Annotated in this window: 20 protein-coding genes; 12 read left to right on the forward strand and 8 right to left on the reverse strand. The window is 71.5% G+C overall.

Annotation, left to right across the window (positions count from 1 at the left end):
• Positions 1 to 266 precede the first annotated feature (266 nt).
• Entirely contained in the window at positions 267 to 1,871 is a 1,605-nt protein-coding gene (serA, locus tag IG54_RS0118995) for a phosphoglycerate dehydrogenase (RefSeq protein ID WP_030785267.1), read from the forward strand.
• Here serA and IG54_RS0119000 read toward each other — a convergent pair.
• A complete protein-coding gene (locus IG54_RS0119000; RefSeq protein WP_078594266.1) occupies positions 1,861 to 3,480 on the reverse strand; it encodes an MFS transporter in 1,620 nt (539 codons plus the stop codon). The genes serA and IG54_RS0119000 overlap by 11 nt on opposite strands.
• 121 nt (positions 3,481 to 3,601) lie before the next feature.
• Between IG54_RS0119000 and IG54_RS0119005 the strand changes: the two genes are divergently transcribed.
• Positions 3,602 to 4,186 carry a TetR/AcrR family transcriptional regulator gene (locus IG54_RS0119005; RefSeq protein WP_030785270.1) on the forward strand — a complete coding sequence of 195 codons (585 nt, stop codon included), beginning with the start codon at positions 3,602 to 3,604 and terminating at the stop codon, positions 4,184 to 4,186.
• A 45-nt stretch (positions 4,187 to 4,231) separates the two neighbouring features.
• On the opposite strand, the gene IG54_RS0119010 is transcribed toward IG54_RS0119005, so the two are convergent.
• Positions 4,232 to 5,401, reverse strand: a complete 1,170-nt coding sequence (locus tag IG54_RS0119010; RefSeq protein WP_030785272.1) for a helix-turn-helix domain-containing protein — start codon at positions 5,399 to 5,401, stop codon at positions 4,232 to 4,234.
• Positions 5,402 to 5,594: 193 nt separating this feature from the next.
• Here IG54_RS0119010 and IG54_RS0119015 point away from each other — a divergent pair, with 193 nt between their 5' ends.
• The gene (locus tag IG54_RS0119015) at positions 5,595 to 6,521 is read left to right on the forward strand and encodes a proline dehydrogenase family protein (protein ID WP_030785274.1); all 927 of its coding nucleotides are present in this window, start codon (positions 5,595 to 5,597) and stop codon (positions 6,519 to 6,521) included.
• Positions 6,522 to 6,574: 53 nt separating this feature from the next.
• Positions 6,575 to 8,206, forward strand: coding sequence for an L-glutamate gamma-semialdehyde dehydrogenase (gene pruA / locus IG54_RS0119020; protein ID WP_030785276.1), 1,632 nt, complete (start codon positions 6,575 to 6,577; stop codon positions 8,204 to 8,206).
• Positions 8,207 to 8,304: 98 nt separating this feature from the next.
• Here the strand turns inward: pruA and bla are convergent, their stop codons facing one another.
• Both bla and IG54_RS0119030 read right to left on the reverse strand, forming a co-directional pair.
• A complete protein-coding gene (gene bla, locus IG54_RS0119025; protein WP_030785278.1) occupies positions 8,305 to 9,195 on the reverse strand; it encodes a class A beta-lactamase in 891 nt (296 codons plus the stop codon).
• Between the two features lie 110 nt (positions 9,196 to 9,305).
• A complete protein-coding gene (locus tag IG54_RS0119030; RefSeq protein WP_030785281.1) occupies positions 9,306 to 10,013 on the reverse strand; it encodes a nitroreductase family protein in 708 nt (235 codons plus the stop codon).
• A 48-nt stretch (positions 10,014 to 10,061) separates the two neighbouring features.
• On the opposite strand from IG54_RS0119030, the gene IG54_RS0119035 reads away from it, so the two are divergent.
• Positions 10,062 to 10,649 (forward strand): GNAT family N-acetyltransferase, encoded by a 588-nt coding sequence (locus IG54_RS0119035; protein WP_063756237.1) that lies wholly within the window; start codon positions 10,062 to 10,064, stop codon positions 10,647 to 10,649.
• A gap of 20 nt (positions 10,650 to 10,669) precedes the next feature.
• Here the strand turns inward: IG54_RS0119035 and IG54_RS0119040 are convergent, their stop codons facing one another.
• A complete protein-coding gene (locus tag IG54_RS0119040; RefSeq protein ID WP_030785286.1) occupies positions 10,670 to 11,671 on the reverse strand; it encodes an NADP-dependent oxidoreductase in 1,002 nt (333 codons plus the stop codon).
• A 101-nt stretch (positions 11,672 to 11,772) separates the two neighbouring features.
• Here IG54_RS0119040 and IG54_RS0119045 point away from each other — a divergent pair, with 101 nt between their 5' ends.
• Complete coding sequence (locus IG54_RS0119045) at positions 11,773 to 12,657, forward strand: LysR family transcriptional regulator (protein WP_030785288.1); 885 nt, start codon at positions 11,773 to 11,775, stop codon at positions 12,655 to 12,657.
• A gap of 205 nt (positions 12,658 to 12,862) precedes the next feature.
• Positions 12,863 to 13,000: a hypothetical protein gene (locus IG54_RS41360; protein ID WP_106977039.1), complete on the forward strand. Its 138-nt coding sequence runs from the start codon at positions 12,863 to 12,865 to the stop codon at positions 12,998 to 13,000.
• Here IG54_RS41360 and IG54_RS0119055 read toward each other — a convergent pair.
• Entirely contained in the window at positions 12,994 to 14,592 is a 1,599-nt protein-coding gene (locus tag IG54_RS0119055) for a purple acid phosphatase family protein (RefSeq protein ID WP_030785291.1), read from the reverse strand. The two genes, IG54_RS41360 and IG54_RS0119055, sit on opposite strands and share 7 nt — an antisense overlap.
• Positions 14,593 to 14,720: 128 nt before the next feature.
• Here IG54_RS0119055 and IG54_RS0119060 point away from each other — a divergent pair, with 128 nt between their 5' ends.
• Together IG54_RS0119060 and IG54_RS0119065 are read left to right on the forward strand one after the other, a co-directional pair.
• Positions 14,721 to 15,770, forward strand: a complete 1,050-nt coding sequence (locus tag IG54_RS0119060; protein WP_030785293.1) for a 3-isopropylmalate dehydrogenase — start codon at positions 14,721 to 14,723, stop codon at positions 15,768 to 15,770.
• 245 nt (positions 15,771 to 16,015) lie between these two features.
• Complete coding sequence (locus tag IG54_RS0119065) at positions 16,016 to 17,107, forward strand: branched-chain amino acid aminotransferase (protein ID WP_030785304.1); 1,092 nt, start codon at positions 16,016 to 16,018, stop codon at positions 17,105 to 17,107.
• 234 nt (positions 17,108 to 17,341) lie between these two features.
• Here the strand turns inward: IG54_RS0119065 and IG54_RS0119070 are convergent, their stop codons facing one another.
• Positions 17,342 to 17,977 (reverse strand): TetR family transcriptional regulator, encoded by a 636-nt coding sequence (locus tag IG54_RS0119070; protein WP_030785306.1) that lies wholly within the window; start codon positions 17,975 to 17,977, stop codon positions 17,342 to 17,344.
• 139 nt (positions 17,978 to 18,116) lie between these two features.
• On the opposite strand from IG54_RS0119070, the gene IG54_RS0119075 reads away from it, so the two are divergent.
• Positions 18,117 to 19,046, forward strand: a complete 930-nt coding sequence (locus IG54_RS0119075) for a zinc-binding dehydrogenase (protein WP_030785307.1) — start codon at positions 18,117 to 18,119, stop codon at positions 19,044 to 19,046.
• A gap of 188 nt (positions 19,047 to 19,234) precedes the next feature.
• On the opposite strand, the gene IG54_RS0119080 is transcribed toward IG54_RS0119075, so the two are convergent.
• Positions 19,235 to 20,662, reverse strand: a complete 1,428-nt coding sequence (locus IG54_RS0119080; protein ID WP_030785310.1) for a cytosine permease — start codon at positions 20,660 to 20,662, stop codon at positions 19,235 to 19,237.
• A 152-nt stretch (positions 20,663 to 20,814) separates the two neighbouring features.
• On the opposite strand from IG54_RS0119080, the gene ureA reads away from it, so the two are divergent.
• Both ureA and IG54_RS0119090 read left to right on the forward strand, forming a co-directional pair.
• Entirely contained in the window at positions 20,815 to 21,567 is a 753-nt protein-coding gene (gene ureA, locus IG54_RS0119085; RefSeq protein WP_030785312.1) for an urease subunit gamma, read from the forward strand.
• Positions 21,564 to 23,285, forward strand: a complete 1,722-nt coding sequence (locus IG54_RS0119090; protein ID WP_030785315.1) for an urease subunit alpha — start codon at positions 21,564 to 21,566, stop codon at positions 23,283 to 23,285. Before ureA ends, IG54_RS0119090 begins: the two co-directional genes overlap by 4 nt.
• The last annotated feature ends 8 nt before the right edge of the window (positions 23,286 to 23,293 follow it).

The raw sequence follows: 23,293 nt of genomic DNA on the forward strand, positions 1-23,293 counted from the left end.
CCGGACCCCGCTCCTCAAACGCCGGAGGGGCTGAAATCTGGACTCCCGCTCCGCGAACGCCGGAGGGGCTTACCTTTAGTACACCGCGTCCAGCCACGGACGGGTGATCCTTCCTCAGAGGCACATGCTGATCCGTTCGGCGCCACTATGCTTCTGTTCAACATTCGCGTCGGGCCCACAGCGTCGTGCGTCTTCCACGCGGCAAGCACCCTCCACCGCCTGCGGCCGTCGGGACGGCCGTCCGCAATGGACTTGTGAGGACTCACGTGAGCACTGCTGCCACCGGCAAACCCGTCGTACTCATCGCTGAAGAGCTGTCGCCCGCCACCGTCGACGCCCTGGGCCCGGACTTCGAGATCCGGCAGTGCAACGGCGCGGACCGCGCCGAGCTGCTGCCCGCGATCGCCGACGTCGACGCGATCCTGGTCCGCTCCGCGACCAAGGTCGACGCCGAGGCCATCGCCGCCGCCAAGAAGCTGAAGGTCGTCGCCCGCGCGGGCGTCGGCCTGGACAACGTCGATGTGTCCGCCGCCACCAAGGCCGGCGTCATGGTCGTCAACGCCCCGACGTCGAACATCGTCACCGCCGCCGAGCTGGCCTGCGGTCTGCTCCTCGCCACCGCGCGGAACATCCCCCAGGCCAACGCCGCCTTGAAGAACGCCGAGTGGAAGCGTTCCAAGTACACGGGCGTCGAGCTGGCCGAGAAGACCCTCGGCGTCGTGGGCCTCGGCCGCATCGGCGCACTGGTCGCGCAGCGCATGAGCGCCTTCGGTATGAAGGTCGTCGCCTACGACCCGTATGTGCAGCCCGCCCGCGCCGCCCAGATGGGTGTGAAGGTGCTGTCCCTCGACGAGCTGCTCGAAGTCTCCGACTTCATCACCGTGCACCTGCCCAAGACGCCCGAGACCCTCGGTCTCATCGGCGACGAGGCGCTGCACAAGGTCAAGCCGACCGTCCGCATCGTCAACGCCGCGCGCGGCGGGATCGTCGACGAGGAGGCGCTGTACTCCGCCCTCAAGGAGGGCCGCGTCGCGGGCGCCGGTCTGGACGTGTACGCGAAGGAGCCCTGCACGGACTCCCCGCTCTTCCAGTTCGACCAGGTCGTCTGCACCCCGCACCTCGGCGCCTCCACGGACGAGGCGCAGGAGAAGGCGGGCATCGCCGTCGCCAAGTCGGTGCGCCTCGCCCTCGCCGGTGAGCTGGTGCCCGACGCGGTGAACGTGCAGGGCGGCGTCATCGCCGAGGACGTGCGCCCCGGCCTGCCGCTCGCCGAGAAGCTCGGCCGCATCTTCACCGCCCTCGCGGGCGAGGTCGCGGCCCGCCTCGACGTCGAGGTGTACGGCGAGATCACCCAGCACGACGTGAAGGTGCTCGAACTCTCCGCGCTCAAGGGCGTGTTCGAGGACGTCGTCGACGAGACCGTGTCCTACGTCAACGCCCCGCTGTTCGCCCAGGAGCGCGGTGTCGAGGTCCGCCTCACCACCAGCTCCGAGTCGCCCGACCACCGCAATGTGGTCACGGTGCGCGGCACGCTGTCCGACGGCGAGGAGATCGCGGTCTCCGGCACGCTGGCCGGGCCCAAGCACCTCCAGAAGATCGTCGCCATCGGTGAGTACGACGTGGACCTGGCGCTCGCCGAGCACATGGTCGTCCTGCGGTACGCCGACCGCCCGGGTGTCGTCGGCACCGTCGGCCGCGTCCTCGGCGAGGCCGGGATCAACATCGCCGGCATGCAGGTCGCCCGCGCCGACGTGGGCGGCGAGGCCCTCGCCGTGCTGACCGTCGACGACACCGTGCCGCAGTCGGTCCTGACCGAGCTGGCCGAGGAGATCGGTGCGGAGTCCGCGCGCGCGGTGAACCTCACGGACTGAGGCTTCGGGCCCCGGAGTTCTGGGCGCCGTCGCCACCGGCTTCGCCGAGTTCGCCCTCACACGCCGGACGGGCTGGATATTCCTCCAGCTCGTCCGGCGTTTTCGTGCGCAGCGCCCGTGCGGCCACCGTCGCCGCCGCCAGCAGGATCACCGCGCCGGTCAGCGCCGCGGCGTGCATGCCGCTGGTGAACGCCTCGCGCGCCGCCGCAAGGAGCGTGTCGGACGCGCGCCCCGGCAGGTGGTGTGCCGCCGCCACCGCGCCGCCGAGTGTCTCGCGGGCCCCGGCGGGGGCCCAGCCGGGGACCGCGTCGCGGTAGACCGCGTTGCCGATGGAGCCGAGCAGCGCCATGCCCATGGCGCCGCCGAACTCCTGGCCCGTCTCCAGGAGCGACGACGCGGTGCCCGCCTTCTCCGTCGGGGCCGCGCCGAGCGCCAGGTCCGTGAGCTGTGCGCCGATGACCGTCCCGCCGCAGGCCAGCACGCCCGCACCGGCGAGCACCAGCCCCAGCGAGTCGGCGCCGGCCAGGGCGAGCAGGCCGTAGCCGCCCGCGGCGACGGTGAAGCCGGCGGCCACCACATGGGCGCGGTCCACGCCGCGCTGTACCAGCGCCGTGGCCAGGGGCGCCGCGAGGCCGATCGGTACCGAGGGCAGCAGCGCCCAGAGCGCCGCCTCCAGGGCGCTCATCCCGAGGACGGACTGGAGGTACTGGGTGGTGAAGTACACCGAGCCGAACATCGCGAGCGACGAGATGAGATTCAGCGAGACAGCGGCACCGAAGGCACGGCCGCGCCCCCGGAACAGTTCCGGTGGGACCATCGGCGCGGCGGTGGTGCGCTGGCGCCGGACGAAGAGCGCGGCGAAGGCGAGACCGACGGCGACGGACACGACGTAGGACAGCTCGACGCCCTGCGCGGCGACCTCCTTGAGGCCCCAGACGAGCGGCAGTACGGCGGCCATGGACAGGGGCACGCTCAGCAGGTCGAAGCGGCCGGGGTGCGGGTCCCTGGCCTCCGGGATCAGGACGGGTGCGAGGACGAGCAGCAGCACCATCGCGGGCAGGTTGACGAGGAAGACCGAGCCCCACCAGAAGTGCTCGACGAGGACGCCGCTCATCACCGAGCCGAGCGCGATGCCGGCGACCATGACCGTCTGCCACAGGCCGATGGCCTTCGCGCGCTGTCCGGCGTCGCGGAACATCGTGCGTACGAGAGCCAGGGTGGACGGCATCAGGGTCGCGCCGCCGATTCCGAGGACCGCGCGGGCCGCGATCAGCGTCTCGGCGCTGTCGGCGTACGCGGCGACGAGCGAGGCGGCGCCGAAGGCCGTGGCCCCGAACAGCAGGAGCCGGCGGCGGCCGATGCGGTCGCCGAGCGAGCCCATCGTCATCAGCAGTCCGGCCAGGACGAACGCGTAGATGTCGAAGATCCACAGCTGTTGGGTGCCGCTCGGGTCGAGGTCGGCGGTGATCTGCGGGATCGCGAAGTACAGGACGGAGACGTCCATCGAGACCAGCAGCAGCGGAAGCATCAGGACGGCGAGGGCGGTCCACTCCTTGCGGGTGGCCCGGGCGGGGGCGGTGGGGTCGGTGGCTCGCGGTTTCGTTCGCATGGCGGTGACTGTACGGGCGTCTTATACGTACGTCTAGTACACGCGTATAATTCATGCGTGTAGATCGCTCGTGTAAGACGGCGGTATGGGACGCTCGTTTGGATCGACGTAGGCTGCGCGCATGGGACACCGTGAAGATCTGCTCGAAGGCGCCAAGCGCTGCCTGCTGGAGAAGGGGTTCGCGCGGACGACGGCCCGCGACATCGTGAAGGAGTCGGGGACCAACCTCGGGTCCATCGGCTACCACTACGGGTCGAAGGACGCACTGCTCGCGCAGGCGTACATCGCGCTCATCGAGCCGCTGGGGGACACCTTCGAGAGATCGCGGGCCGGGGGGAGCCCGGGGGAGGGGGGCCTGGAGCGGTTCCAGGAGATCTGGGGGAACATCATCCGCTCGGTCCCCGAGGCGCGGCCCATCTGGATGATGACGCTGGAGGTCATCACCCAGGGCGAACGCCTCGCGGGCATCCGGGAGTTGCTGATCGCGGCGCAGAAGCAGGGGCGCAGCGGAATCACGGCGCTGTTCACCGGCATCGAGGAGAGCGAGATCCCCGCCGACGTGCTGGAGAGCGAGGGCCGCCTCTACACCACGCTCCTCAACGGCCTGATGATGCAGTGGCTCTTCGACCCGGAGTCGGCGACCACCGCCGAGCAGCTGACCGAGGGGCTGCGGCGGGTGACGCGGCGGATGCGGGAAGAGGTCTGAGAGGCGGGCGTCGGCCGGTGAACCCCGGCACCACCAAGCCGCGTGCTACAGCCGTGAGGACTTCAGGACCATGTGCAGCAGCAGCCGGTCCTCGCCGTCGTCCAGGTCGAGGCCGGTGAGCTGCTCCACGCGGGAGAGGCGGTAGTAGAGGGTCTGGCGGTGGATGCCCAACTCGGCGGCCGCGCGGCCCGCCTGGCCCGCGCAGTCGAGGAACACCTCGGCGGTGCGGGCCAGTTCGCGATGGGTGGGGCCGAGGAGCTGGCGGCCGACCGGGTCGTGTGCCGCCTCCGGGGGCAGGGCGGTCAGCAGGCGGTAGGGGCCGATGTCCGACCACCGTGCCACCGGGCCGAAGCGCCGCTCGGCGAGCGCCGCGCGGGCCGCCGCCGACGCCTCCCACCAGGCGGCGCCCAAGTCCTCAAGGCCGTGCCGGGCCCCCGCGATACCGGCCGCGCCGCCCGGCGCCGACTCCAGCAGGCGCGTCGCCGCCGTATGCGCGGGCGTCGGCGCGTCGGCGGAGCGCAGCCGTACCAGGGCCGCCAGGGACTGCGCGGTCGTGCCCCATGGGACCGTGCACACCGCGGCCGCGCCCGGCACCGTACGGGCGGCCGGTGCGTCGTCCGGGTCCGCGGAGCGCCACGGCGCCACGCACACCACCGCGTGCAGGCCGTCGCCGCGCGAGCCGAGCGCCGTGCGCAGGGCGGCCACCGCCATATCGCGCTGCCAGCCGCGCTCGGCCGTCAGGACCGCGCGGAACTCGCGGGTGAGGTCGGCGCCCGCCTGCGCCTCGTCGGCCAGGAGCGCGCCGATCCGGGTGGCCACCTCCATGGCCGCGCCCAGCTGCTGGTCCGTCGGGCCCGGATCGTCGTCGAGCAGCCACACGTATCCCAGGGCGAAGCCACGGTGGCGCACGGGCAGGCAGATGCGGCCCCGGTGGACGCCCGCCTCCGGGGTGGGCGGGATGCGGACCGGGCCCGTGGCGCGGGTGATGCCGAAGCCCTCGAACCAGGTGCGGACCTCGGCGGTGGAGCGGCGCGTGAGGATCGAGCGGGTGCGGACGGGGTCGAGGACGGTCGCGTCGAAGCCGCTGTCGCCGCCGCCGTCGTGCGCGCCGAAGGCGATCAGCTCGAAATCGCGGTTCTCCAGGGTCGCGGGGGCGCCGAGCAGCGCCGAGATCTCGTCGACCAGTTCTTGGTAGTCGCCCTTCACGATGACCATTCTCGCGCAGCCCGCCGCGTTCTTCAGACATCTGTCTGAGATCCAGGGCACGGATGCGTGACAGGTGTCGATGGCCCACGATCGGAGGGATCCTTAGATTTCACGGTGGTTCTCCGTGCCGTACCGCAGCATTACCCGCACGTAGGGATATGTCGGTAGGGCATCCGCTTTCGTACACCTGTGGAGGTGCCCCGTGCTGGGTCCCGTGATCCTCGCCGCGTCGCGCAGCGACAACATGCGCCGTTTCGTTTCGGCGGCCCCCGGCACCAAGCAGGTCGTCTCCCGGTTCATCGCCGGTGAGACCGTGGACCAGGTCGTCCCGATCATCGTCGACGCCGCGGACAAGGGCCTTGAGGTCACCCTCGACGTGGTGGGCGAGGACATCACCACCGTCGAGCAGTCCCACGCGGCCCGCGACGCCTACCTGGAGCTGATCGGCCGCCTGAAGGACCTCGGCCTCGGCACCCGGGCCGAGATGTCGGTGAAGCTGTCGATGTTCGGGCAAGCGCTTGAGGGCGGCCATGAGCTGGCCCTCGCCAATGTGCGGCCCGTCGTCGAGGCCGCCGCCGCCATCGGCACCACGGTCACCCTGGACGCCGAGGACCACACCACCCTCGACTCGATGTTCGCCATCCACGACGAGCTGCGGAAGGACTTCCCGCAGACCGGCTGCGTCATCCAGGCCTACCTGTTCCGCACCGAGGCCGACGCCCGGCGCCTCGCCGCCGACGGCAGCCGCGTCCGGATCGTGAAGGGCGCCTACAAGGAGCCCGCCGAGGTCGCCTACCAGGACAAGGCCGAGATCGACAAGGCGTACGTCCGTATCCTGCGCATCCTGATGGAGGGCGAGGGGTACCCGATGATCGGGTCCCACGACCCGCGCCTGATCTCCATCGCGCAGGAGCTGGCGCGGCGCGCGGGGCGCAAACTGGATGAGTACGAATTCCAGATGCTGTACGGCATCCGCAGCGACGAGCACCTGCGGCTGGCCGCCGAGGGCCACCGGATGCGTGTCTACACCGCGTACGGAACCGACTGGTACGGCTATTTCATGCGCCGTCTCGCGGAGAAGCCCGCCAACCTCCTCTTCTTCGCCCGCTCCATCCTCACCAAGGACTGAACCAAGGGCTGAGCTTCCCACCCCCTCGACCCTCTTAAGGAGATACGGAACTCATGGACGCTGTGACCCAGGTCCCCGCCCCGGTCAACGAGCCGGTACACGGTTACGCCCCCGGCTCGCCGGAGCGCGCCCGCCTCGAGACCAAGCTCAAGGAGCTGGCCGAGAACCCGATCGAGCTGCCGATGACCATCGGCGGCGTCAAGCGCCTCGGTGGCGGTGAGCCCTTCCAGGTCGTGCAGCCGCACAACCACAAGGCCGTCATCGGCACCGGCCGCCACGCCACCCAGCAGGACGCGCAGGACGCGATCGACGCCGCTCTCGCCGCCGCCCCGGCGTGGCGCGCGATGTCCTTCGACGACCGCGCCGCGATCATCCTGCGCGCCGCCGAGCTGCTCTCCACCACCTGGCGCGAGACCCTGGCCGCCTCCACGATGCTCGGCCAGTCGAAGACCGCCCAGCAGGCCGAGATCGACACTCCCTGTGAGCTGGTCGACTTCTGGCGCTTCAACGTGAAGTACGCCCGTGACCTGCTCGCCGAGCAGCCCCCGGCGAACGCCACCGGCGTCTGGAACCGCCTGGACCACCGCCCGCTGGAGGGCTTCGTCTACGCGATCACGCCGTTCAACTTCACGGCCATCGCGGGCAACCTCCCCACCGCCCCCGCCCTGATGGGCAACGTGGTCGTGTGGAAGCCGTCCCCGACGCAGACGCACGCCGCCGTGCTGCTCATGCAGCTCCTGGAGGAGGCGGGCCTGCCCAAGGGCGTCATCAACCTCGTCACCGGTGACGGCATCGCGGTCTCCGAGGTCGCCCTGCACCACCGCGACCTGGCCGGCATCCACTTCACCGGCTCGACCCCGACCTTCCAGCACCTGTGGAAGACGGTCGGCGAGAACATCGCCAAGTACCGCACCTACCCGCGCCTCGTCGGCGAGACGGGCGGCAAGGACTTCGTCGTCGCGCACCCGAGCGCCGATCGCGCGATCCTGAAGACCGCGCTGACCCGCGGCTCCTTCGAGTTCCAGGGCCAGAAGTGCTCGGCGTCCTCGCGCGCGTACATCCCGGCCTCCATCTGGAACTCCGGTTTCAAGGAGGAGTTCGCGGCCGAGGTCGACGGCATCAAGATGGGTGACGTCACCGACCTGTCGAACTTCATCGGCGCGGTCATCGACGAGCGTGCGTTCGCCAAGAACAAGGCGGCCATCGACCGCGCCAAGGCGGACGACTCCTGCACGATCGTCGCGGGCGGCACCTACGACGACTCCGTCGGCTACTTCGTGCGCCCGACCGTCGTCGAGTGCTCGGACCCGGCCAACGAGGTCTTCACGACCGAGTACTTCGGTCCGTTCCTCGCCGTCCACGTCTACGAGGACGACAAGTACGACGAGATGCTGACCCAGATGGAGTCGGTCTCGGACTACGCGCTCACCGGCTCGGTGATCGCGAACGACCGCGCGGCGGCCGCGTACACGATGGAGAAGCTGCGCTACGCGGCGGGCAACTTCTACATCAACGACAAGTCGACCGGCGCCGTCGTCGGCCAGCAGCCCTTCGGCGGCGGCCGTGCCTCCGGCACCAACGACAAGGCGGGCGCCCCGCAGAACCTCCAGCGGTGGACGCTGACGCGCGCCATCAAGGAGACGCTGGTCCCGCCGACCGAGTACGGCTACCCGCACATGGGCTGACGCCCGCCGCGGACCGCCTCGGCCCGCCCTTGAACCCCGCCTCCGATCTGGGCCCCACCCCGGTCGGAGGCGGTGTGTTTTCCAGGGGGCCGTCACGCTCAGGTGAGGGCGTCGACGGCGATCCGGGTCATGTCGGCGGCGATGCGGTCCTCGCCGGGGGTGTCCGGGTCCAGGCGGGTCGTGTAGACGGAGATGACCAGCGGGGCGCCGCCCTTCGGGGGCCAGGCCACGGCGACGTCGTTGATCCCGCCGTACGCGGGGGAGCCGGTCTTGTCACCGACCCGCCAGCCCTCGGGAAGCCCGGCGCGGATCCGCTTGTCACCGGTGGTGTTCTCCACGAGCCACCGGATGAGCTGGTCGCGGTCGAGGGGGGCGAGGGCGTCGCCGAGGACGAGCTTGCGCAGGTTCGCGGTCATGGCCGCGGGAGTCGTCGTGTCGCGCGGGTCGCCGGGGATGTTGGTGTTGAGATCGGTCTCCCACCGGTCGAGCCGGGTGTGGGGGTCGCCGAGGGAGCGGGCGAACCTGGTGATGCCGGACGGGCCGCCGATGCGCCGCATCAGCAGGTTGCCCGCCGCGTTGTCGCTGTACGTGATGGTCGCGTCGCACAGCTCCCGTACCGTCATGCCCGTCGCGAGGTGCATCTCGCAGCGCGGTGAGTACGTGACCAGGTCGTCGCGCCCGTACCGGATCACCGTGTCGAGCAGACCGGGCTCCTCCTCGCGCGCCCTGCGCAGGATCGCCGCGGCGGCGAGGACCTTGAACGTCGAGGCGATCGCGAAGCGTTCGTCCGCGCGGTAGCCGAGGGTGGCGCCGGTACCGGTGTTCAGGGCGTGCAGCCCGATGCGGCCCGGGTAGCCCTTCTCCAGTTCGCGCAGCCGCCGCCGGGCGTCGGTCGAGGGCGTCGCGTGCGCGGTGCCGGGCACCGAGAGGAACACGGGAGCCGCGGCGGCGGCGCCAAGGAGGGCTCTGCGGGAGGGAGTCACGTTCATGATCACGACCGTACCCGGGTGGTGGGGCGCCGGGCCAGGAAGTCCTCGATCAGCCCGGCGGCCCTCCCACGCCCGGCAGTTGGCCGGTACCAGTACCGGCCAACTGCCGCTCAGACCTCCACGAGGACCTGATCGAGGGACTTGCGTACGAGATCGGGGACCCGGCAGTCCGGTGCGGGGTAGCCCACGGGGATCACCGCGAACGCCTTCTCGTTCTCGGGGCGGCCCAGCACCTGCGACAGGAACCGCATCGGACTCGGCGTGTGGATGAGCGCGGCGAGGCCGGACAGGTGCAGGGCGGACAGGAGCATGCCCACCGCGATGCCGACCGATTCGTCGACGTAGTAGTGCTTGTGCTTGGTGCCGTCCTCGCCCAGCCAGTACCGCTGCTGGAAGACGACGATCAGCGCGGGCGCGTCCGTCAGATGCGGCTTCACCTCGTCGGTGCCGAGGGGGCGCAGGGCCGCCAGCCACTCCTCGCCGAGCCGGCCGTCGTACGAGATCTGCTCCTCGTTCTCGGCCGCCACGCGGATACGGCGGCGGACCTCCGGATCCTGGACGAGGACGAACGTCCACGGCTGCTGGTGCGCGCCCGACGGAGCCGTCGCCGCGCACGCGATGGCGTCCCGCACCACCTGCGGGGGCACCGGGTCCGGCGCGAACTGCCGCACGGTGCGCCGCTCCCGCATGCGTTCGCGCAACTCGGCCGCCCGGGCCAGGGATTGGGCCTCGGGCATGCGCTCGGGCCGGTAGGGCACGGAGCGGTAGGGCTCGCCGTGAATGGGGGTCCACTCTCGCTGCTGCTGGGTCTCAGACATGGCCCCGATTCTGCTGCGCGCAGCCCGCCCGCGCCATGGTGCAGACCAATGAGGATCGCCCGGCGCCCCGGTAATGACGCGCCTCGTTACGATGGTGAGGTGCCGGAAAACACCCTGCGGACGTGCCACACGAGCGAGCTGGCGGCGGCCGATCTGCGCGCCGCCCGCGCCCTGCTCGACGAGGCCTTCGACGGCGACTTCAGCGATCAGGACTGGGATCACGGCCTGGGCGGCGTGCATGCCCTCGTCCACGACACGGCGGGCGCCCTGCTCGCGCACGGCTCGGTGGTGCAGCGGCGGATCCTGCACAACGGCCGTTCCCTGCGCGTCGGTTACGTCGAGGCGGTCGCCGTCCGCCCCGACCGGCGGCGGCGGGGTCTCGGCGGCCTGGTGATGGGCGCCCTGGAGCGGGTCATCGACGGGGCGTACGAGCTGGGCGCGCTCTCGGCGTCCGACGACGGCGCGGGGCTCTACCTCGCGCGCGGCTGGCGGGAGTGGAAGGGCGCGGTCGGCACGCTCGGCCCGACGGGCGCGGCCCTCATGCCGGACGAGGACCCGCCGCTGCTGTGGGGCCCGGCCGACCCGGACCCCGCGCACCCGCTCCTCGTCGACTGGCGTGACGGAGACGTGTTCTAGGCCCTGTACGGAGACGTGTTCTAAGCTCCGCCGGTCGCGCGGACGATCATCTTCCCCACGTTCTCGCCCCGCAGCATCCCCAGGAACGCGTCCACGATCCGCTCGAACCCCTCCACCACCGTCTCGTCGAGCCCGACCCGCCCGCTCCGCAGGTGCGGCACCACGAACTCGTACAACTCCTCCTGCACGGCACGGTGGTTGCTGACGAGGAAGCCCTCCATGCGCAGGCTCTTCTCGACGATGTCGGGGAGGTTGCGCAGCGTGTACGGCGCGGCGGTGGCGTTGTACTGGGCCAGGGTGCCGATCCGTACGATCCGCCCGAACTCGCGCAGTGAGGAGATCGCCGCCTCCAGGTGCTCGCCGCCGACGTTGTCCACGTAGACGTCGATGCCGTCGGGGGCCGCCTTCGACAGGAGGTCGGCCGTGGGGCCCGCGTGGTAGTCGAAGACCTCGTCGTAGCCCACGCGCTCGGTCAGGTACGCCGCCTTCGCCGCCGTCCCCGCGCTGCCGACGAGCCGTCCCGCGCCCATGAGCCGGGCGAGGCGCCCCGTCGCCGTACCGACGCCGCCCGCCGCCGCGGAGACGAACAGGTCCTGCCCCGCGCGGAGTTCGGCGATCCGGGTGAGACCCACGTAGGCGGTCAGGCCGGTGCCGCCGAGAATGCCCAGGTGCGCCGAGAGGGGCACACCGTCGAAGCGGGGGACGGGGCGTGCCTCACCGCGGGTGACCACGGCGTGCGTGCGCCAGCCCTGACGGTGGAGAACGATCTCCCCCTCGGTGAGGGCCGGGTCGCGGGACTCGATGACGCGGCCCAGCGTGCGGCCCTCCAAGGGGGCGTGCAGCGCGAAGTCGCCGTCCATCATCTCCCGGTGGTAGGGGTCGACGGACCAGTAGAGGTTCTCGACGAGGGCGGTGCCCGGGATGGGCTCGGGCCGCGCGTACTCCACGAACGCGAAGTGGCCGGCGGTGGGGAAGCCGTGGGGGCGGGCGGTCTGGTGCACGGTGAGCGCGGTCTCGGTCATGTCCGTGACCGTAGGCAGGAATGCCGGGACCGGGCAGAGGGTTGCGCTCATGGAACGCCCGGATCCATGAAGAGCCCTCATAGAAGCAGGTAGGAGCCTCGATGGACGGCGTACACAGCGCGGACCTCGCCCCGCACGAACTGCGTGTTCTCGTCGCCGTCGACCGCGAGCGGGGCTTCTCCGCGGCGGCGCGGGCGCTCGGGCTCACCCAGTCCGCGGTCTCCCACTCGATCCGCGGCACGGAACGCAAGGTGGGCGCGGTCCTCTTCGAGCGCGGCCGCAAGGGCGCGACACCGACCCCCGCGGGCACCGCGGCGGCCGCCCACGCCCGCCGGGTGCTGCGGCTCCTGGACGCCCTGGTCACCGAGGCCCGTGCCGCCGAGCGGGGAGAGGTCACGGGCCCGCTGCGCATCGCCGCCTTCCGCAGCGCGGCCCTGCACCTGCTCCCGGCCGCCCTGGAGCGCCTCACCGCCCGCCATCCCGGCATCCGCCCGGAGGTCAGGGTGGTGCGCGAGCTGGGCGCGGGCACCGCGGGCGAGGTCGCGGAGGGGCGCGCCGACGTGGGCATAGCGACCCTCGGCGGTGCCTCGCCCGTGCCGGCGGGACTCATCGGCGACGCACTCGTCGAGGAGCCGTACTCCCTCGTGCACCCGGCGGGCCACCCCGACCCGCGCTCCCTGCCGCTGATGGACTGGCACGAGAACTGCGGCTCGTACACGAGGGACTGGTGGCGCCGCCAGGACTGGATCCCGGGCGCGACGGTCCTGGCCGAGGACGACGGGGCCGTGCTCTCCATGGTCGCCGGCGGCCACGGGATGGCGATCATGCCCGCCCTCTCCCTGACCGGAGCCCCGGCGACGGTCGAGATCACCGATCTCGGGCCGGACCGCCCGACCCGGTCCGTCGGCTATGTCACCACCCCCGAGCTGGCCTCTTCCCTCGCCGTCCGGGCCCTGATCCGCGAGCTGAGAGCGGCGCGCGCGTGAACGCCGTCTCAGATAGTAGGAAGTCCGAGTAATTGTGGAGACAGACGCTCCGCTCTCCCTTAGCTTTGGAGGAGCCGAACGTCTCGCTCGACCCAGCGAATGGCGGATGTGAGCCGGAGCCCACGCAGGCGAACCCTGCCGCTCCGACGTTCCCCGCCGCTTCCGGCGTCTCGAAATCACCCTTCCCTCAAGGAGTGGATCTCCCATGGCCGAGACGACCGCCCGCCGAGTCCGTCACATCTCCCGCACGAGCGACTCCGAGCGCACCGAGCGCAAGAACGCCGCAGCAGCCCTCCAGCGAGCCCTGGACCGCAGGGACAACGGCGGCAAGACGGGTCACTGAGCCCGCTGCTTTCCCCGCTCCACCTCGAAGTGGTCGACGCGCTCGCCGTTCTCGGCGAGCGCGGAGACCGACAGCTTCGGGCGCGCGCCGGCGCTGACCTCCACCGCGAGGAACGAGAAGCCGGTGTAGCGCACGCGTGACCACTCGACCGTCTCGGGCGCGGCCCGCCGCGACGCCGTCCAGTGGAAGCTCGCGATGGGATCGTGATCGTGATCGGGGGCGTTGCCCTCGTAGCTGTCCTCGACCCCGGGCCCGAAGCCGTAGAGGTCCTTGCCCGCGCCGCCCGCGGTGACGTACACGATGCCGTCGCGCGTCGGATCGGTCGACGCGCCGACCGGCACGGGCCTGCCGACCTCGCCGCCCCTGATGGCGTCGGTGCGCTCGTACACGTGGTTGTGGCCGTTGATCACCAGGTCCACCTGGTGCTTGGTGAACAGCGGCAGCCACGCGTCGCGCACCCCGCCGTCGGAGGCGTGCGTCGACGTCGCGTACGCGCAGTGGTGGAAGAAGACGACGATGAAGTCGATGCCCTCGTCCGCCCGCAGCTCGCCGAGCCGCCTGTCGAGCCAGGCGGTCTGCTTCCCGTCCGTGTAGCCCCTGTTGGCGGGAATCTCGTACGAGACGTCGTTGGTGTCCAGCGCGACGACACCCACGTTGCCGTACGTGAAGGAGTAGACGCCCGGCGCCTCGCGCGGATCGAAGCCGTTCTCGGGCAGCGACCAGCGCGCCGACTGCCCGCCGTAGCCGTTCGGCGAGTACCACGCCTCCATGTCGTGGTTGCCCGTCGTGACCATCCACGGCACCGACTTCGCGACCGACTCCGTCTGCGCGAGGAAGGTGTCCCACACGCGCGCGTCGTAGGTGTCCGACTCCTTGCCGTGCCCGGTGGTGTCCGCGTAGCAGATGTCGCCCGCGTGCAGATGGAAGGAGGGGTTCTGGCCCAGGATCACCTGGTCGTTGGCGAGCGCGTGATAGCTGACGCCCTGGTCGCCGAAGGCCGTGAAGACGAACCTCTCCGCCCGCGCGGGAGCCGTCCTGAACGAACCGATCGTCGACATCCGCTCGGGCGACGCCGGGTCGAAGCCGTCGTGGCCGACGCCGTAGTAATACGTCGTGCCGGGCTTGAGGCCGTCGAGCGCCGCGTGGAGGTAGTACTGCTCCACCGCCGGGAGCTTCTTCGACAGGGAAGGGGTGTGCAGGTCGCGCACCTCCGCCTCGATCTTCTGGCTCAGCTCCCAGGGCCTCAACCCCACGCGCACATAGGGGGACTTGACGGCGAACGGCACCTGCCAGGAGATCCGCATCTGCCTCTTCGGGTCGGCCCCGAACGCCAGGTGCCGTCCGAAGGGCGCGACCAGCTTGCCGTCGACCCCGATCCGGGCAGACGAGGCGGCCGCCACCCGCGGGGCCTCGCCGTACGCGCCGCTCGAACCGCCCGCCAGCAGGCCGACGCCGCCCACCGTCCCGGCCGTGGCGAACGAACGGGCGAGCACCCTGCGGCGGGAGAGCCGCGTGCGCAGGTACTCGTGCTGCTCCGGCATGCTCATCCGCGCCGCGAGCGGCTCCGGTATGCCGACGTTGGGGGTGTCCATGACTCAAGACTTCCCAGGGGACCCCAACTGTGCCCGGGCGTACGGGTGAACAGAGGTTGACCGAGAAGCGACCGTCCGCATGCCGGACATCGAGTGTCATCCCCTGGGACGAAGAGTAGGCTGCCCGCATGTCGGCTAGCTCTCGCATCCTCAATCTCGCAGTGATCCCCGGTGACGGCATCGGCCAGGAAGTCGTGGCCCAGGGGCTCAAGGTCCTAGGCGCCGTCCTCCCGCAGGATGTGAAGCTGGAGACCACGGAGTACGACTTCGGCGCACGGCGGTACCACGCCACCGGTGAGACCCTCACCGACGCCGACGCCGAAGCCCTCAAGCGGCACGACGCGATCCTCCTCGGTGCCATCGGTGACCCCTCGGTCCCCTCCGGTGTCCTGGAGCGCGGCTTCCTGCTGAAGCTCCGCTTCCTCTTCGACCACCACGTCAACCTGCGGCCGTCGAAGCTGCTCCCGGGCGTCGCCACCCCGCTCGCCGGGCAGCCGGAGATCGACTTCATCGTCGTACGCGAAGGGACCGAGGGCCCCTACACGGGCAACGGCGGCTCGATCCGCACCGGCACCCCGCACGAGATCGCCACCGAGGTCTCCGTCAACACCGCCTTCGGCGTGGAGCGCGTGGTCCGTGACGCCTTCGCCCGCGCGCAGGCCCGCCCGCGCAAGAAGCTGACGCTGGTCCACAAGAACAACGTCCTGGCGTACGCCGGTCACCTCTGGACCAACGTCTTCAGCCGCGTGGCCAAGGAGTTCCCCGAGGTCACCACCGACTACCTGCACGTCGACGCCGCGACGATCTTCCTCGTCACCGACCCCGGCCGCTTCGACGTGATCGTCACCGACAACCTCTTCGGCGACATCATCACCGACCTCGCGGCGGCCGTCTCCGGCGGCATCGGAGTCGCGGCCTCCGGCAACATCAACCCGAGCCGCGAGTTCCCGTCGATGTTCGAGCCCGTGCACGGCTCGGCGCCGGACATCGCGGGCCAGGGCAAGGCCGACCCCACGGCCACCGTCCTGTCCGTCGCCCTGCTGCTGCGCCACCTCGGGTACGAGCCCGAGGCCGCCCGCATCGAGACCGCCGTCTCCGCCGACCTCGCCGAGCGCGGGACGAGCGTCCGCACCACCGAGCAGATCGGCGACGCGCTCGCCGTACGAGTAGCGGGCTGACCCGGTAGCTCGAAGACCAGACAGCAGCCGCCGGGTCCCTCAGGGCACCCGGCGGCTTCTCGTATGCGGTCCCCGGGTGTCACCATCGACCCCCGGGTCGCACTCATGCCGTTTCCTCCTCGGGACCCCGCGAGCGATAATCGAACGTGGGGCCGTGAAGACAGGGAAGCTCGGACGTCCTCGTACCGCGTGGTACGGGCGTGAGCGCGGTCCGTCACCATCACACCGTGAAGGACAAAGCAGTCATGACGACGACGCCGACCATCGAGCTCAAGCCCTCCTCGTCCCCGCTCGCCGCCGCGGAGCGCGAGGCGATCATGGCCAACCCCGGGTTCGGCCGCCACTTCACCGATCACATGGTGACGATCAAGTGGACGGAGGGCCGCGGCTGGCACGACGGCCAGCTCGTGCCGTACGGGCCGCTGGCCCTCGACCCGGCGACGAACGTCCTGCACTACGCCCAGGAGATCTTCGAGGGCCTCAAGGCCTACCGCCGGCCCGACGGCACGGTGGCCACCTTCCGCCCCGACGCCAACGCCCGCCGCTTCCAGGCCTCCGCGCGGCGCCTCGCGATGCCCGAGCTGCCCGTCGAGACGTTCATCGAGGCGTGCGACGTGCTGGTGAGCCAGGACAAGGAGTGGGTCCCGGCCCACGGCGGCGAGGAGTCGCTCTACCTGCGCCCCTTCATGATCGCCACCGAGGTCGGCCTGGGCGTGAAGCCCGCGAACGAGTACCTGTTCGTCGTGATCGCCTCGCCGGCGGGCGCCTACTTCCCGGGCGGCGTCAAGCCCGTCTCCATCTGGCTCTCCGAGGACCGCGTGCGCGCCGTGCCCGGTGGCATGGGCGACGCCAAGACCGGCGGCAACTACGCCGCGTCGCTGCTCGCGCAGGCCGAGGCCGCGGCGAAGGGCTGCGACCAGGTCGCCTACCTCGACGCCGTCGAGCACAAGTGGGTCGAGGAACTGGGCGGCATGAACCTGTACTTCGTGTACGGCAACAAGATCGTCACGCCGACGCTGACCGGCTCCCTGCTCGCGGGCATCACCCGTGACTCGCTCCTCACCGTGGCCCGCGACCTCGGGTACGAGTCCGAGGAGGGCCGCGTCTCCATCGACCAGTGGAAGACCGACTCCGAGAACGGCACGCTCACCGAGGTCTTCGCGTGCGGCACGGCGGCCGTCATCACGCCCGTCGGCACCGTCAAGTGCAACGCGGGCGAGTGGCAGCAGAGCGGCGGGAAGCCGGGCGAGGTCACGCTGAAGCTGCGGGACGCGTTGCTGGACATCCAGCGGGGGACGTCTGAGGACGTCCATGGCTGGATGCACAAGCTCGGCTGAGGGCTTTTCGCTTTTCCGGTAGGTCTCTGTGGCCCCGCGTCCCGGGTCGGCGCGGGGCTGTTCCCTTTGTTCTCGTCCGCAGGTCGTGGGGGCCGGCCGCGCAGTTCCCCGCGCCCCTACGGGGCGCTGGGTGCGGCCCGTGTCAGCGTGCGCTGTGGGAGGCTCGGTCAGGGGCGCGGGGAACTGCGCGACCAGCCACACACGACCCGCGGGCGAAAGCGAACCCGACCCCCCTCAACGCGCCGCGAGCGTAAGGCTTCCCGGTACCGCGCCGCAGGCAACCCTCAGGGCGGCCGCCAGGTGATCCCGCGTAGGAGCGGGCCCCTCCGTCCACGCCTCCACCGCCCGGTGAAACGCCGCGACCAGCACATCGATCGCGAGCCGCGCCCGCAGCTCGTCCTCGTCCGGCAGGGCGAACCGGCGCCGAGCCACGTCCAGCGCCGCCCGGCCGGTGCGGTCACAGAACGCGAGTCCGTGCGCGTCCATGGACGGAGTCCGTGCCGCGAGCCGCCGGCTGAGCAGCACCCGATGGGCCCACCCCTCGGCCGGCATGCGCCCGAGCGCGGCCAGCAGCGCGTCCCGCAGTACGTCGAACAGTGGCTGCCCCGGGGCCGGTTCGCAGCTCTCCAGCTCTTCCAGGAACGCCCCCCACAGATCCTGGGTGGGCGCCATCGCCACGTCCTCCTTGCTGCTGAACGTGCGGAAGAACGTCCGCTTGCTGACCTCCACCGCATCGCACAGGGCGTCGAGCGTCACGCCGTCGAAGCCGCGCTCGGTGAACAGCTCCAGGGCGGTGTCGACGAGCGCCTGCCGCGTCCGCAGCTTCTTGCGCTCCCGCAGGGGGAGCCGGTCGAGGTCCGTCGCGTCCATGCCGGAAGTGTAGCCCGCGACGGGCATGCGGAGGCGAATGCCCCTTGAAGGCTTATGCCACTCAGTGGCACTATTGCGACGGCCGGGCCCGATCGCGGTACCCCTGCCTGTCCTTGGCGTACGTCGAAAGGCAACTCCCATGCGCGCACTGCTCGTTGACCGCTCCGCCCCCGGCGGGCTCCGCCTCGGCGAGGCCCCCGTCCCCGAGCCGGCCCCGCACCAGGCCTTGATCCGCGTACGTGCGACCTCCCTGAACCACGGTGAGGTGAGGTGGGGCATCGAGGGGGCGCCCGAGGGGGCGGTACTCGGCTGGGACGCGGCCGGTGTCGTCGAGCGGGCCGCCGCCGACGGCTCGGGCCCCGCGGCGGGCACCCGCGTGGTCACCCTGGCCGGTGACGGCGGCTGGGCCGAATACCGGGTCGCCGACACCGACTGGATCGGCGTCGTGCCCGAGGGCGCGGACCTGGGAGCCATCAGCACCGTGCCGGTCGCGGGCGCCAGTGCCCTGCGCGCCCTGGACCGGATCGGCCCGATCCTCGGCAGGCGCGTGCTGGTCACGGGCGCGACCGGGGGTGTCGGGCGGTACGCGGTACAGCTCGCCCGACGGGGCGGCGCGCACGTCATCGCGGTCACCGGTGACCCCGAGGGGCGGGGCGAGATGCTCAGGGCCCTCGGCGCGCACGAGGTGATCGCCGAGCCCGAGGCCGCCGGGGCGCCGGTGGACGGCGTGGTGGACGTGATCGGTGGCCGCCAACTGGTCGCCGCGTACCAGCAGTTGGGCGAGCGCGGCACCCTCGTCTCCGTCGGGCAGGCGGGCGGCGACCCCGAGCACTTCCCGCTCAAGGCCCTCTACGGCGAGCAGGGGCGCCACGACCGCTCGATCGTCAACTTCCAACTGCTCGGCTGCTCAGGCCTGTCCAGGGACCTGACCTGGCTCGCGGAACAGGTGGCGGCGGGCACGCTCGACCCCGGCACGTCCTGGCGGGGCCCCTGGGACAGGGCCCCGGAGGCGATCGAGACCCTGCTCACCCGCCGCCTCCAGGGCAAGGCGATCCTGGACATAGCCTGAGGGCCGTCCCAGCCCAATCGGCGTGCGGCGCGTGAGGCCCCCCAGGGGCGCGGGGAACTGCGCGGGCAAGGCAATCCTGGACATCGCTTGATGGCCGTCACAGTCCAGGCGTGCGGCGCGTAAGGCCCCCTAGGGGCGCGGGGAACTGCGCGACCAGCCACATCCGACCCGCAGCGGAGAAGCCGGCCTCAACCCGCCACCGTCTCCTCCCCCGCCAGGGCCCGCTGGCCCGCGGCCAACGCCCGCCGGGTCAGCGCCGCGTACGTCGCGCCGCCCACCACCCCCGACAGCAGGAAACTACAGTCCACCCCGCCGGTCAGCGGCAGCAGTGGGCCCTCGTACGACGGGAGGGCGACCGAGAGCAGGCCGACCGTCGCGCCGAGCGCCCAGGAGGCGGTGGCCTGGATGTTCCAGCCCGACCGGAACCAGTAGATGCCGCCCTTGGAGCGGCGGTTGAAGACCTGGAGGGCCTCCGCGTCGTACTCGCCGCGACAGCGCGTGAAGCCGATCAGCGTGATGACCGCCCAGGGCGTGCCGATGGCGGTCAGGAGCAGGACGAACGACGTCATCGCGTCCTGCGCCTCCCACGCGAAGTGCCCCACGAAGACGCAGGCGGTGGCGACCACGGCGACCGTGTAGGTGGCGCGGGCGCGCGAGGCGCGGGGCAGGATCGCGTCCAGGTCGAGGCCCATGGAGTAGAGCATGAGCCCCGCGTTGCCGACCGACCCGGCGGAGGCGGCGAGCAGCAGCGGCAGCAGGTACCAGGTGGGGGAGGCGTCGACGAGGCCTCCCGCGTAGTCGAGGGCGGCACGCGCCGCGTACGCCGTGAACGTACCGAAGAGTTGCGGGATCAGCAGCCCCGCGAGCAGGCCCGTCCAGGCCGCGCCGAGGACCGCGCGGGAGCTGTGCCGGGTCGGGGAGATGTAGCGGGTGTAGTCGCCGAGCAGGGTGATGAAGGCGACGGGTCCGGAGAGGCCCGCCGCGACCAGGGCGAGCAGCCACGTCGGCCAGAACGAGCCGAGGAGGTAGCCGCCCGCACCCGGCAGCGCGGAGGTCGTGAAGTCGGGGGCGTACGCGATGACGCCGAGGATCAGCAGCGCCGTCATGCCGAAGGCGAGGACGCGGGACAGGCGCAGCAGCACGCGGTAGCCGAAGACCGCACCGACCACGGTGGCCGCGGCGAGCAGGGCGTAGACGACGCCGTACGAGAGCCCGTCGGCCGGCAGCCCGAGCAGGCGGTGCAGGGTGCCCACCATCACGTCACCGCCGATCCAGATGGTCAGGGCGGTGTAGCCGAGGGAGAGCAGCAGGCCGACCACCGAGCCGACGAGGCGGCCCCGCACGCCGAACTGGGCTCCGGAGGAGGTGGAGAGGTTCGTCCCGGTGCGCAGGGACACCAGGGCGAGCGGCGCGGTCAGCGCCGTGCCGAGCACCGTGCCCGCCACCACCGCGCTCACCGACTCCCACCAGCCGAGGCCGAACGACGCCGGCAGCCAGCCGAAGACGATCACCCCCAGGCAGAGGTTGGAGCCGATCAGGATCGATACGAGATCGCGGGGGCCGCTGGTGCGTTCCCCGTCCGGGATGGTGTCGACTCCGCGCTGTTCTATCGGCATGGGTGCCCCTGACGCTCGCTTGGTCCCGATGGTTGCCTCACTTAGAGCAGCGCTCAATGTGACCTGTGGAACCCTGCTTCGTCAATGCTTCCCGCATGCGGAATCCGCAGTTAGAGTGGCGCTCTAAATGTTGGAACAGGGAGGTACGGCGCGTGCGACTGACGCCCACCGAACGTGACCGGCTGCTGCTCTTCGGGGCCGCCGAGCTTGCCCGGGCCCGCAAGGCGCGCGGCCTCAGACTCAACGTCCCCGAGGCGACCGCGCTGATCGCCGACACGGTCTGCGAGGCCGCCCGCGACGGCGCCCGGCTCGCCGAGGCCGTCGAGCGGGCCCGCGCCGCCCTCGGCCCGGACGACGTACTGCCCGGCGTCGCCGACGTGGTCACCGAGGTGCACGTCGAGGCCGTCTTCGACGACGGGTCCCGCCTCGCGGTGGTCTCCGACCCCATCGGCGCAGGCCGGGGCGGTCACGGCGGCCTCGACGGTCACGGCGGTCACGGGGGCGGTCTCGGCGACGAGGCGCCGGGCGCGCTGCTGCCAGGGCCCGCGCACGACGACCCCGCGCCCGCCGTGACGCTGACCGTGCGCAACACCGCCGCCGTGCCCGTCTCCGTGACCTCGCACTTCCACTTCTTCGAGGTCAACCCCCGGCTCGACTTCGACCGTGCCGCCGCGTACGGGCTGCGCCTGGCCGTGCCCGCCGGGTCCTCCGTCCGCTTCGGGCCCGGCGAGAGCGGCGAGGTCGGCCTGCTGCCGATTGGCGGCGAGCGCATAGCCATCGGCTTCGCCGGTCTTGTCGACGGCCCGCTGGACGCGCCGGGCGCGAAGGAAGAGGCCCTGCGCCGCGCCGCCGCCTGCGGCTACCTCGGCGTACCCGACACCACTGAGCAGGAGGTCCAGCGATGAGCCGCCCCGGAGGGCACCCCGCCGAACCACGCCGCCTCACCCCGTACGAGTACGCCTCCACACACGGCCCGCGCGCCGGTGACCACGTCCGGCTCGGCGACTCCGGGCTGACGATCCGCGTCGAGTCCGACGCCCAGAAGTACGGCGACGAATTCCTCGCGGGATTCGGCAAGACCGCCCGCGACGGACTGCACCTGAAGGCCGCCGCCGTCCGCGAGACCTGCGACGTCGTCATCAGCAACGTCGTCGTCATCGACGCCGTGCAGGGCATCCGCAAGGTGTCCATCGGCATCAGGGAAGGCCGCATCCACGCCATCGGGCGGGCGGGCAACCCGGACACGCTCGACGGCGTCGACGTTGTCGTCGGCACCGGCACGTCCATCGTGTCGGGCGAGGGGCTGATCGCCACCGCCGGATCCGTGGACACCCACGTGCACCTGCTGTCGCCGCGCATCATGGAGGCCTCGCTCGCCTCCGGAGTCACCACGATCATCGGCCAGGAGTTCGGGCCGGTATGGGGCGTCGGCGTCAACTCGCCGTGGGCGCTGCGCCACGCGTTCAACGCCTTCGACGCCTGGCCCGTCAACATCGGCTTCCTCGGCCGTGGTTCGTCCTCGCACGACGCCCCGCTGATCGAGGCGCTCGCCGAGGGCGGCGCGTCCGGCTTCAAGGTGCACGAGGACATGGGCGCGCACACCCGCGCCCTGGACACCGCGCTGCGCGTCGCCGAGGAACACGACGTACAAGTGGCCCTGCACAGCGACGGATTGAACGAGTGCCTGTCGGTCGAGGACACCCTGAAGGTCCTCGAAGGGCGCACCATCCACGCCTTCCACATCGAGGGCTGCGGCGGCGGCCACGTCCCGAACGTCCTGAAGATGGCGGGCGTACCGAACGTGATCGGCTCCTCCACCAACCCCACCCTGCCCTTCGGCAGGGACGCCGTCGCCGAGCACTACGGCATGATCGTCTCCGTCCACGACCTGAAGACCGACCTGCCGGGCGACGCGGCCATGGCCCGCGACCGCATCCGCGCCGGGACGATGGGAGCCGAGGACGTCCTGCACGACCTGGGAGCCATCGGCATCACCTCGTCCGACGCGCAGGGCATGGGCCGGGCCGGCGAGACCGTACGCCGCACCTTCGCGATGGCCGGGAAGATGAAGGCCGAGCTGGGCCCCATGGAGGGCGACGGCGAGCGCGACGACAACGCGCGCGTCCTGCGCTACATCGCCAAGCTCACCATCAACCCCGCCCTCGCGCACGGCCTCGCCCACGAGGTCGGCTCCATCGAGGTCGGCAAGCTCGCCGACATCGTGCTGTGGCGCCCCGAGTACTTCGGCGCGAAGCCGCAGCTCGTCCTGAAGTCCGGCTTCCCCGCCTACGGCGTCACCGGCGACCCGAACGCCGCGACCGACACCTGCGAACCGCTCGTCCTCGGCCCGCAGTTCGGGTCGTACGGCGCGACGCCCGCCGACATCTCCGTGGCGTTCGTCGCGCAGGCCGCGCTCGACCAGGGCAACGACCTGATGCCGACCCGCAGGCGCCGCGTCGCCGTCCGGGGCACGCGCGGCATCGGCCCCGCCGACCTGCGCCTGAACTCCCGCACCGGCTCCGTCGACGTGAACCAGAAGACCGGCCTGGTCACCCTCGACGGTGACCCGGTCCGCTCCGAGCCCGCCGACTCCGTCTCCCTCAACCGCCTCTACTTCCTTTAAAGGTGTAC

Origin of the sequence: Streptomyces sp. NRRL S-920 (assembly GCF_000717945.1) — a bacterium.
GTDB lineage: Bacteria > Actinomycetota > Actinomycetes > Streptomycetales > Streptomycetaceae > Streptomyces > Streptomyces alboniger.

Excerpts from the sequence above, each read along its gene's own strand:
- IG54_RS0119000 (WP_078594266.1), bottom strand. The coding sequence starts at position 3,480 with ATGCGAACGAAACCGCGAGCCACCGACCCCACCGCCCCCGCCCGGGCC.
- IG54_RS0119005 (WP_030785270.1), top strand. The coding sequence starts at position 3,602 with ATGGGACACCGTGAAGATCTGCTCGAAGGCGCCAAGCGCTGCCTGCTG.
- IG54_RS0119010 (WP_030785272.1), bottom strand. The coding sequence starts at position 5,401 with ATGGTCATCGTGAAGGGCGACTACCAAGAACTGGTCGACGAGATCTCG.
- pruA (WP_030785276.1), top strand. The coding sequence starts at position 6,575 with ATGGACGCTGTGACCCAGGTCCCCGCCCCGGTCAACGAGCCGGTACAC.
- bla (WP_030785278.1), bottom strand. The coding sequence starts at position 9,195 with ATGAACGTGACTCCCTCCCGCAGAGCCCTCCTTGGCGCCGCCGCCGCG.
- IG54_RS0119030 (WP_030785281.1), bottom strand. The coding sequence starts at position 10,013 with ATGTCTGAGACCCAGCAGCAGCGAGAGTGGACCCCCATTCACGGCGAG.
- IG54_RS0119035 (WP_063756237.1), top strand. The coding sequence starts at position 10,062 with ATGAGGATCGCCCGGCGCCCCGGTAATGACGCGCCTCGTTACGATGGT.
- IG54_RS0119040 (WP_030785286.1), bottom strand. The coding sequence starts at position 11,671 with ATGACCGAGACCGCGCTCACCGTGCACCAGACCGCCCGCCCCCACGGC.
- IG54_RS0119045 (WP_030785288.1), top strand. The coding sequence starts at position 11,773 with ATGGACGGCGTACACAGCGCGGACCTCGCCCCGCACGAACTGCGTGTT.
- IG54_RS41360 (WP_106977039.1), top strand. The coding sequence starts at position 12,863 with ATGGCCGAGACGACCGCCCGCCGAGTCCGTCACATCTCCCGCACGAGC.
- IG54_RS0119055 (WP_030785291.1), bottom strand. The coding sequence starts at position 14,592 with ATGGACACCCCCAACGTCGGCATACCGGAGCCGCTCGCGGCGCGGATG.
- IG54_RS0119060 (WP_030785293.1), top strand. The coding sequence starts at position 14,721 with ATGTCGGCTAGCTCTCGCATCCTCAATCTCGCAGTGATCCCCGGTGAC.
- IG54_RS0119065 (WP_030785304.1), top strand. The coding sequence starts at position 16,016 with ATGACGACGACGCCGACCATCGAGCTCAAGCCCTCCTCGTCCCCGCTC.
- IG54_RS0119070 (WP_030785306.1), bottom strand. The coding sequence starts at position 17,977 with ATGGACGCGACGGACCTCGACCGGCTCCCCCTGCGGGAGCGCAAGAAG.
- IG54_RS0119075 (WP_030785307.1), top strand. The coding sequence starts at position 18,117 with ATGCGCGCACTGCTCGTTGACCGCTCCGCCCCCGGCGGGCTCCGCCTC.
- IG54_RS0119080 (WP_030785310.1), bottom strand. The coding sequence starts at position 20,662 with ATGCCGATAGAACAGCGCGGAGTCGACACCATCCCGGACGGGGAACGC.
- IG54_RS0119090 (WP_030785315.1), top strand. The coding sequence starts at position 21,564 with ATGAGCCGCCCCGGAGGGCACCCCGCCGAACCACGCCGCCTCACCCCG.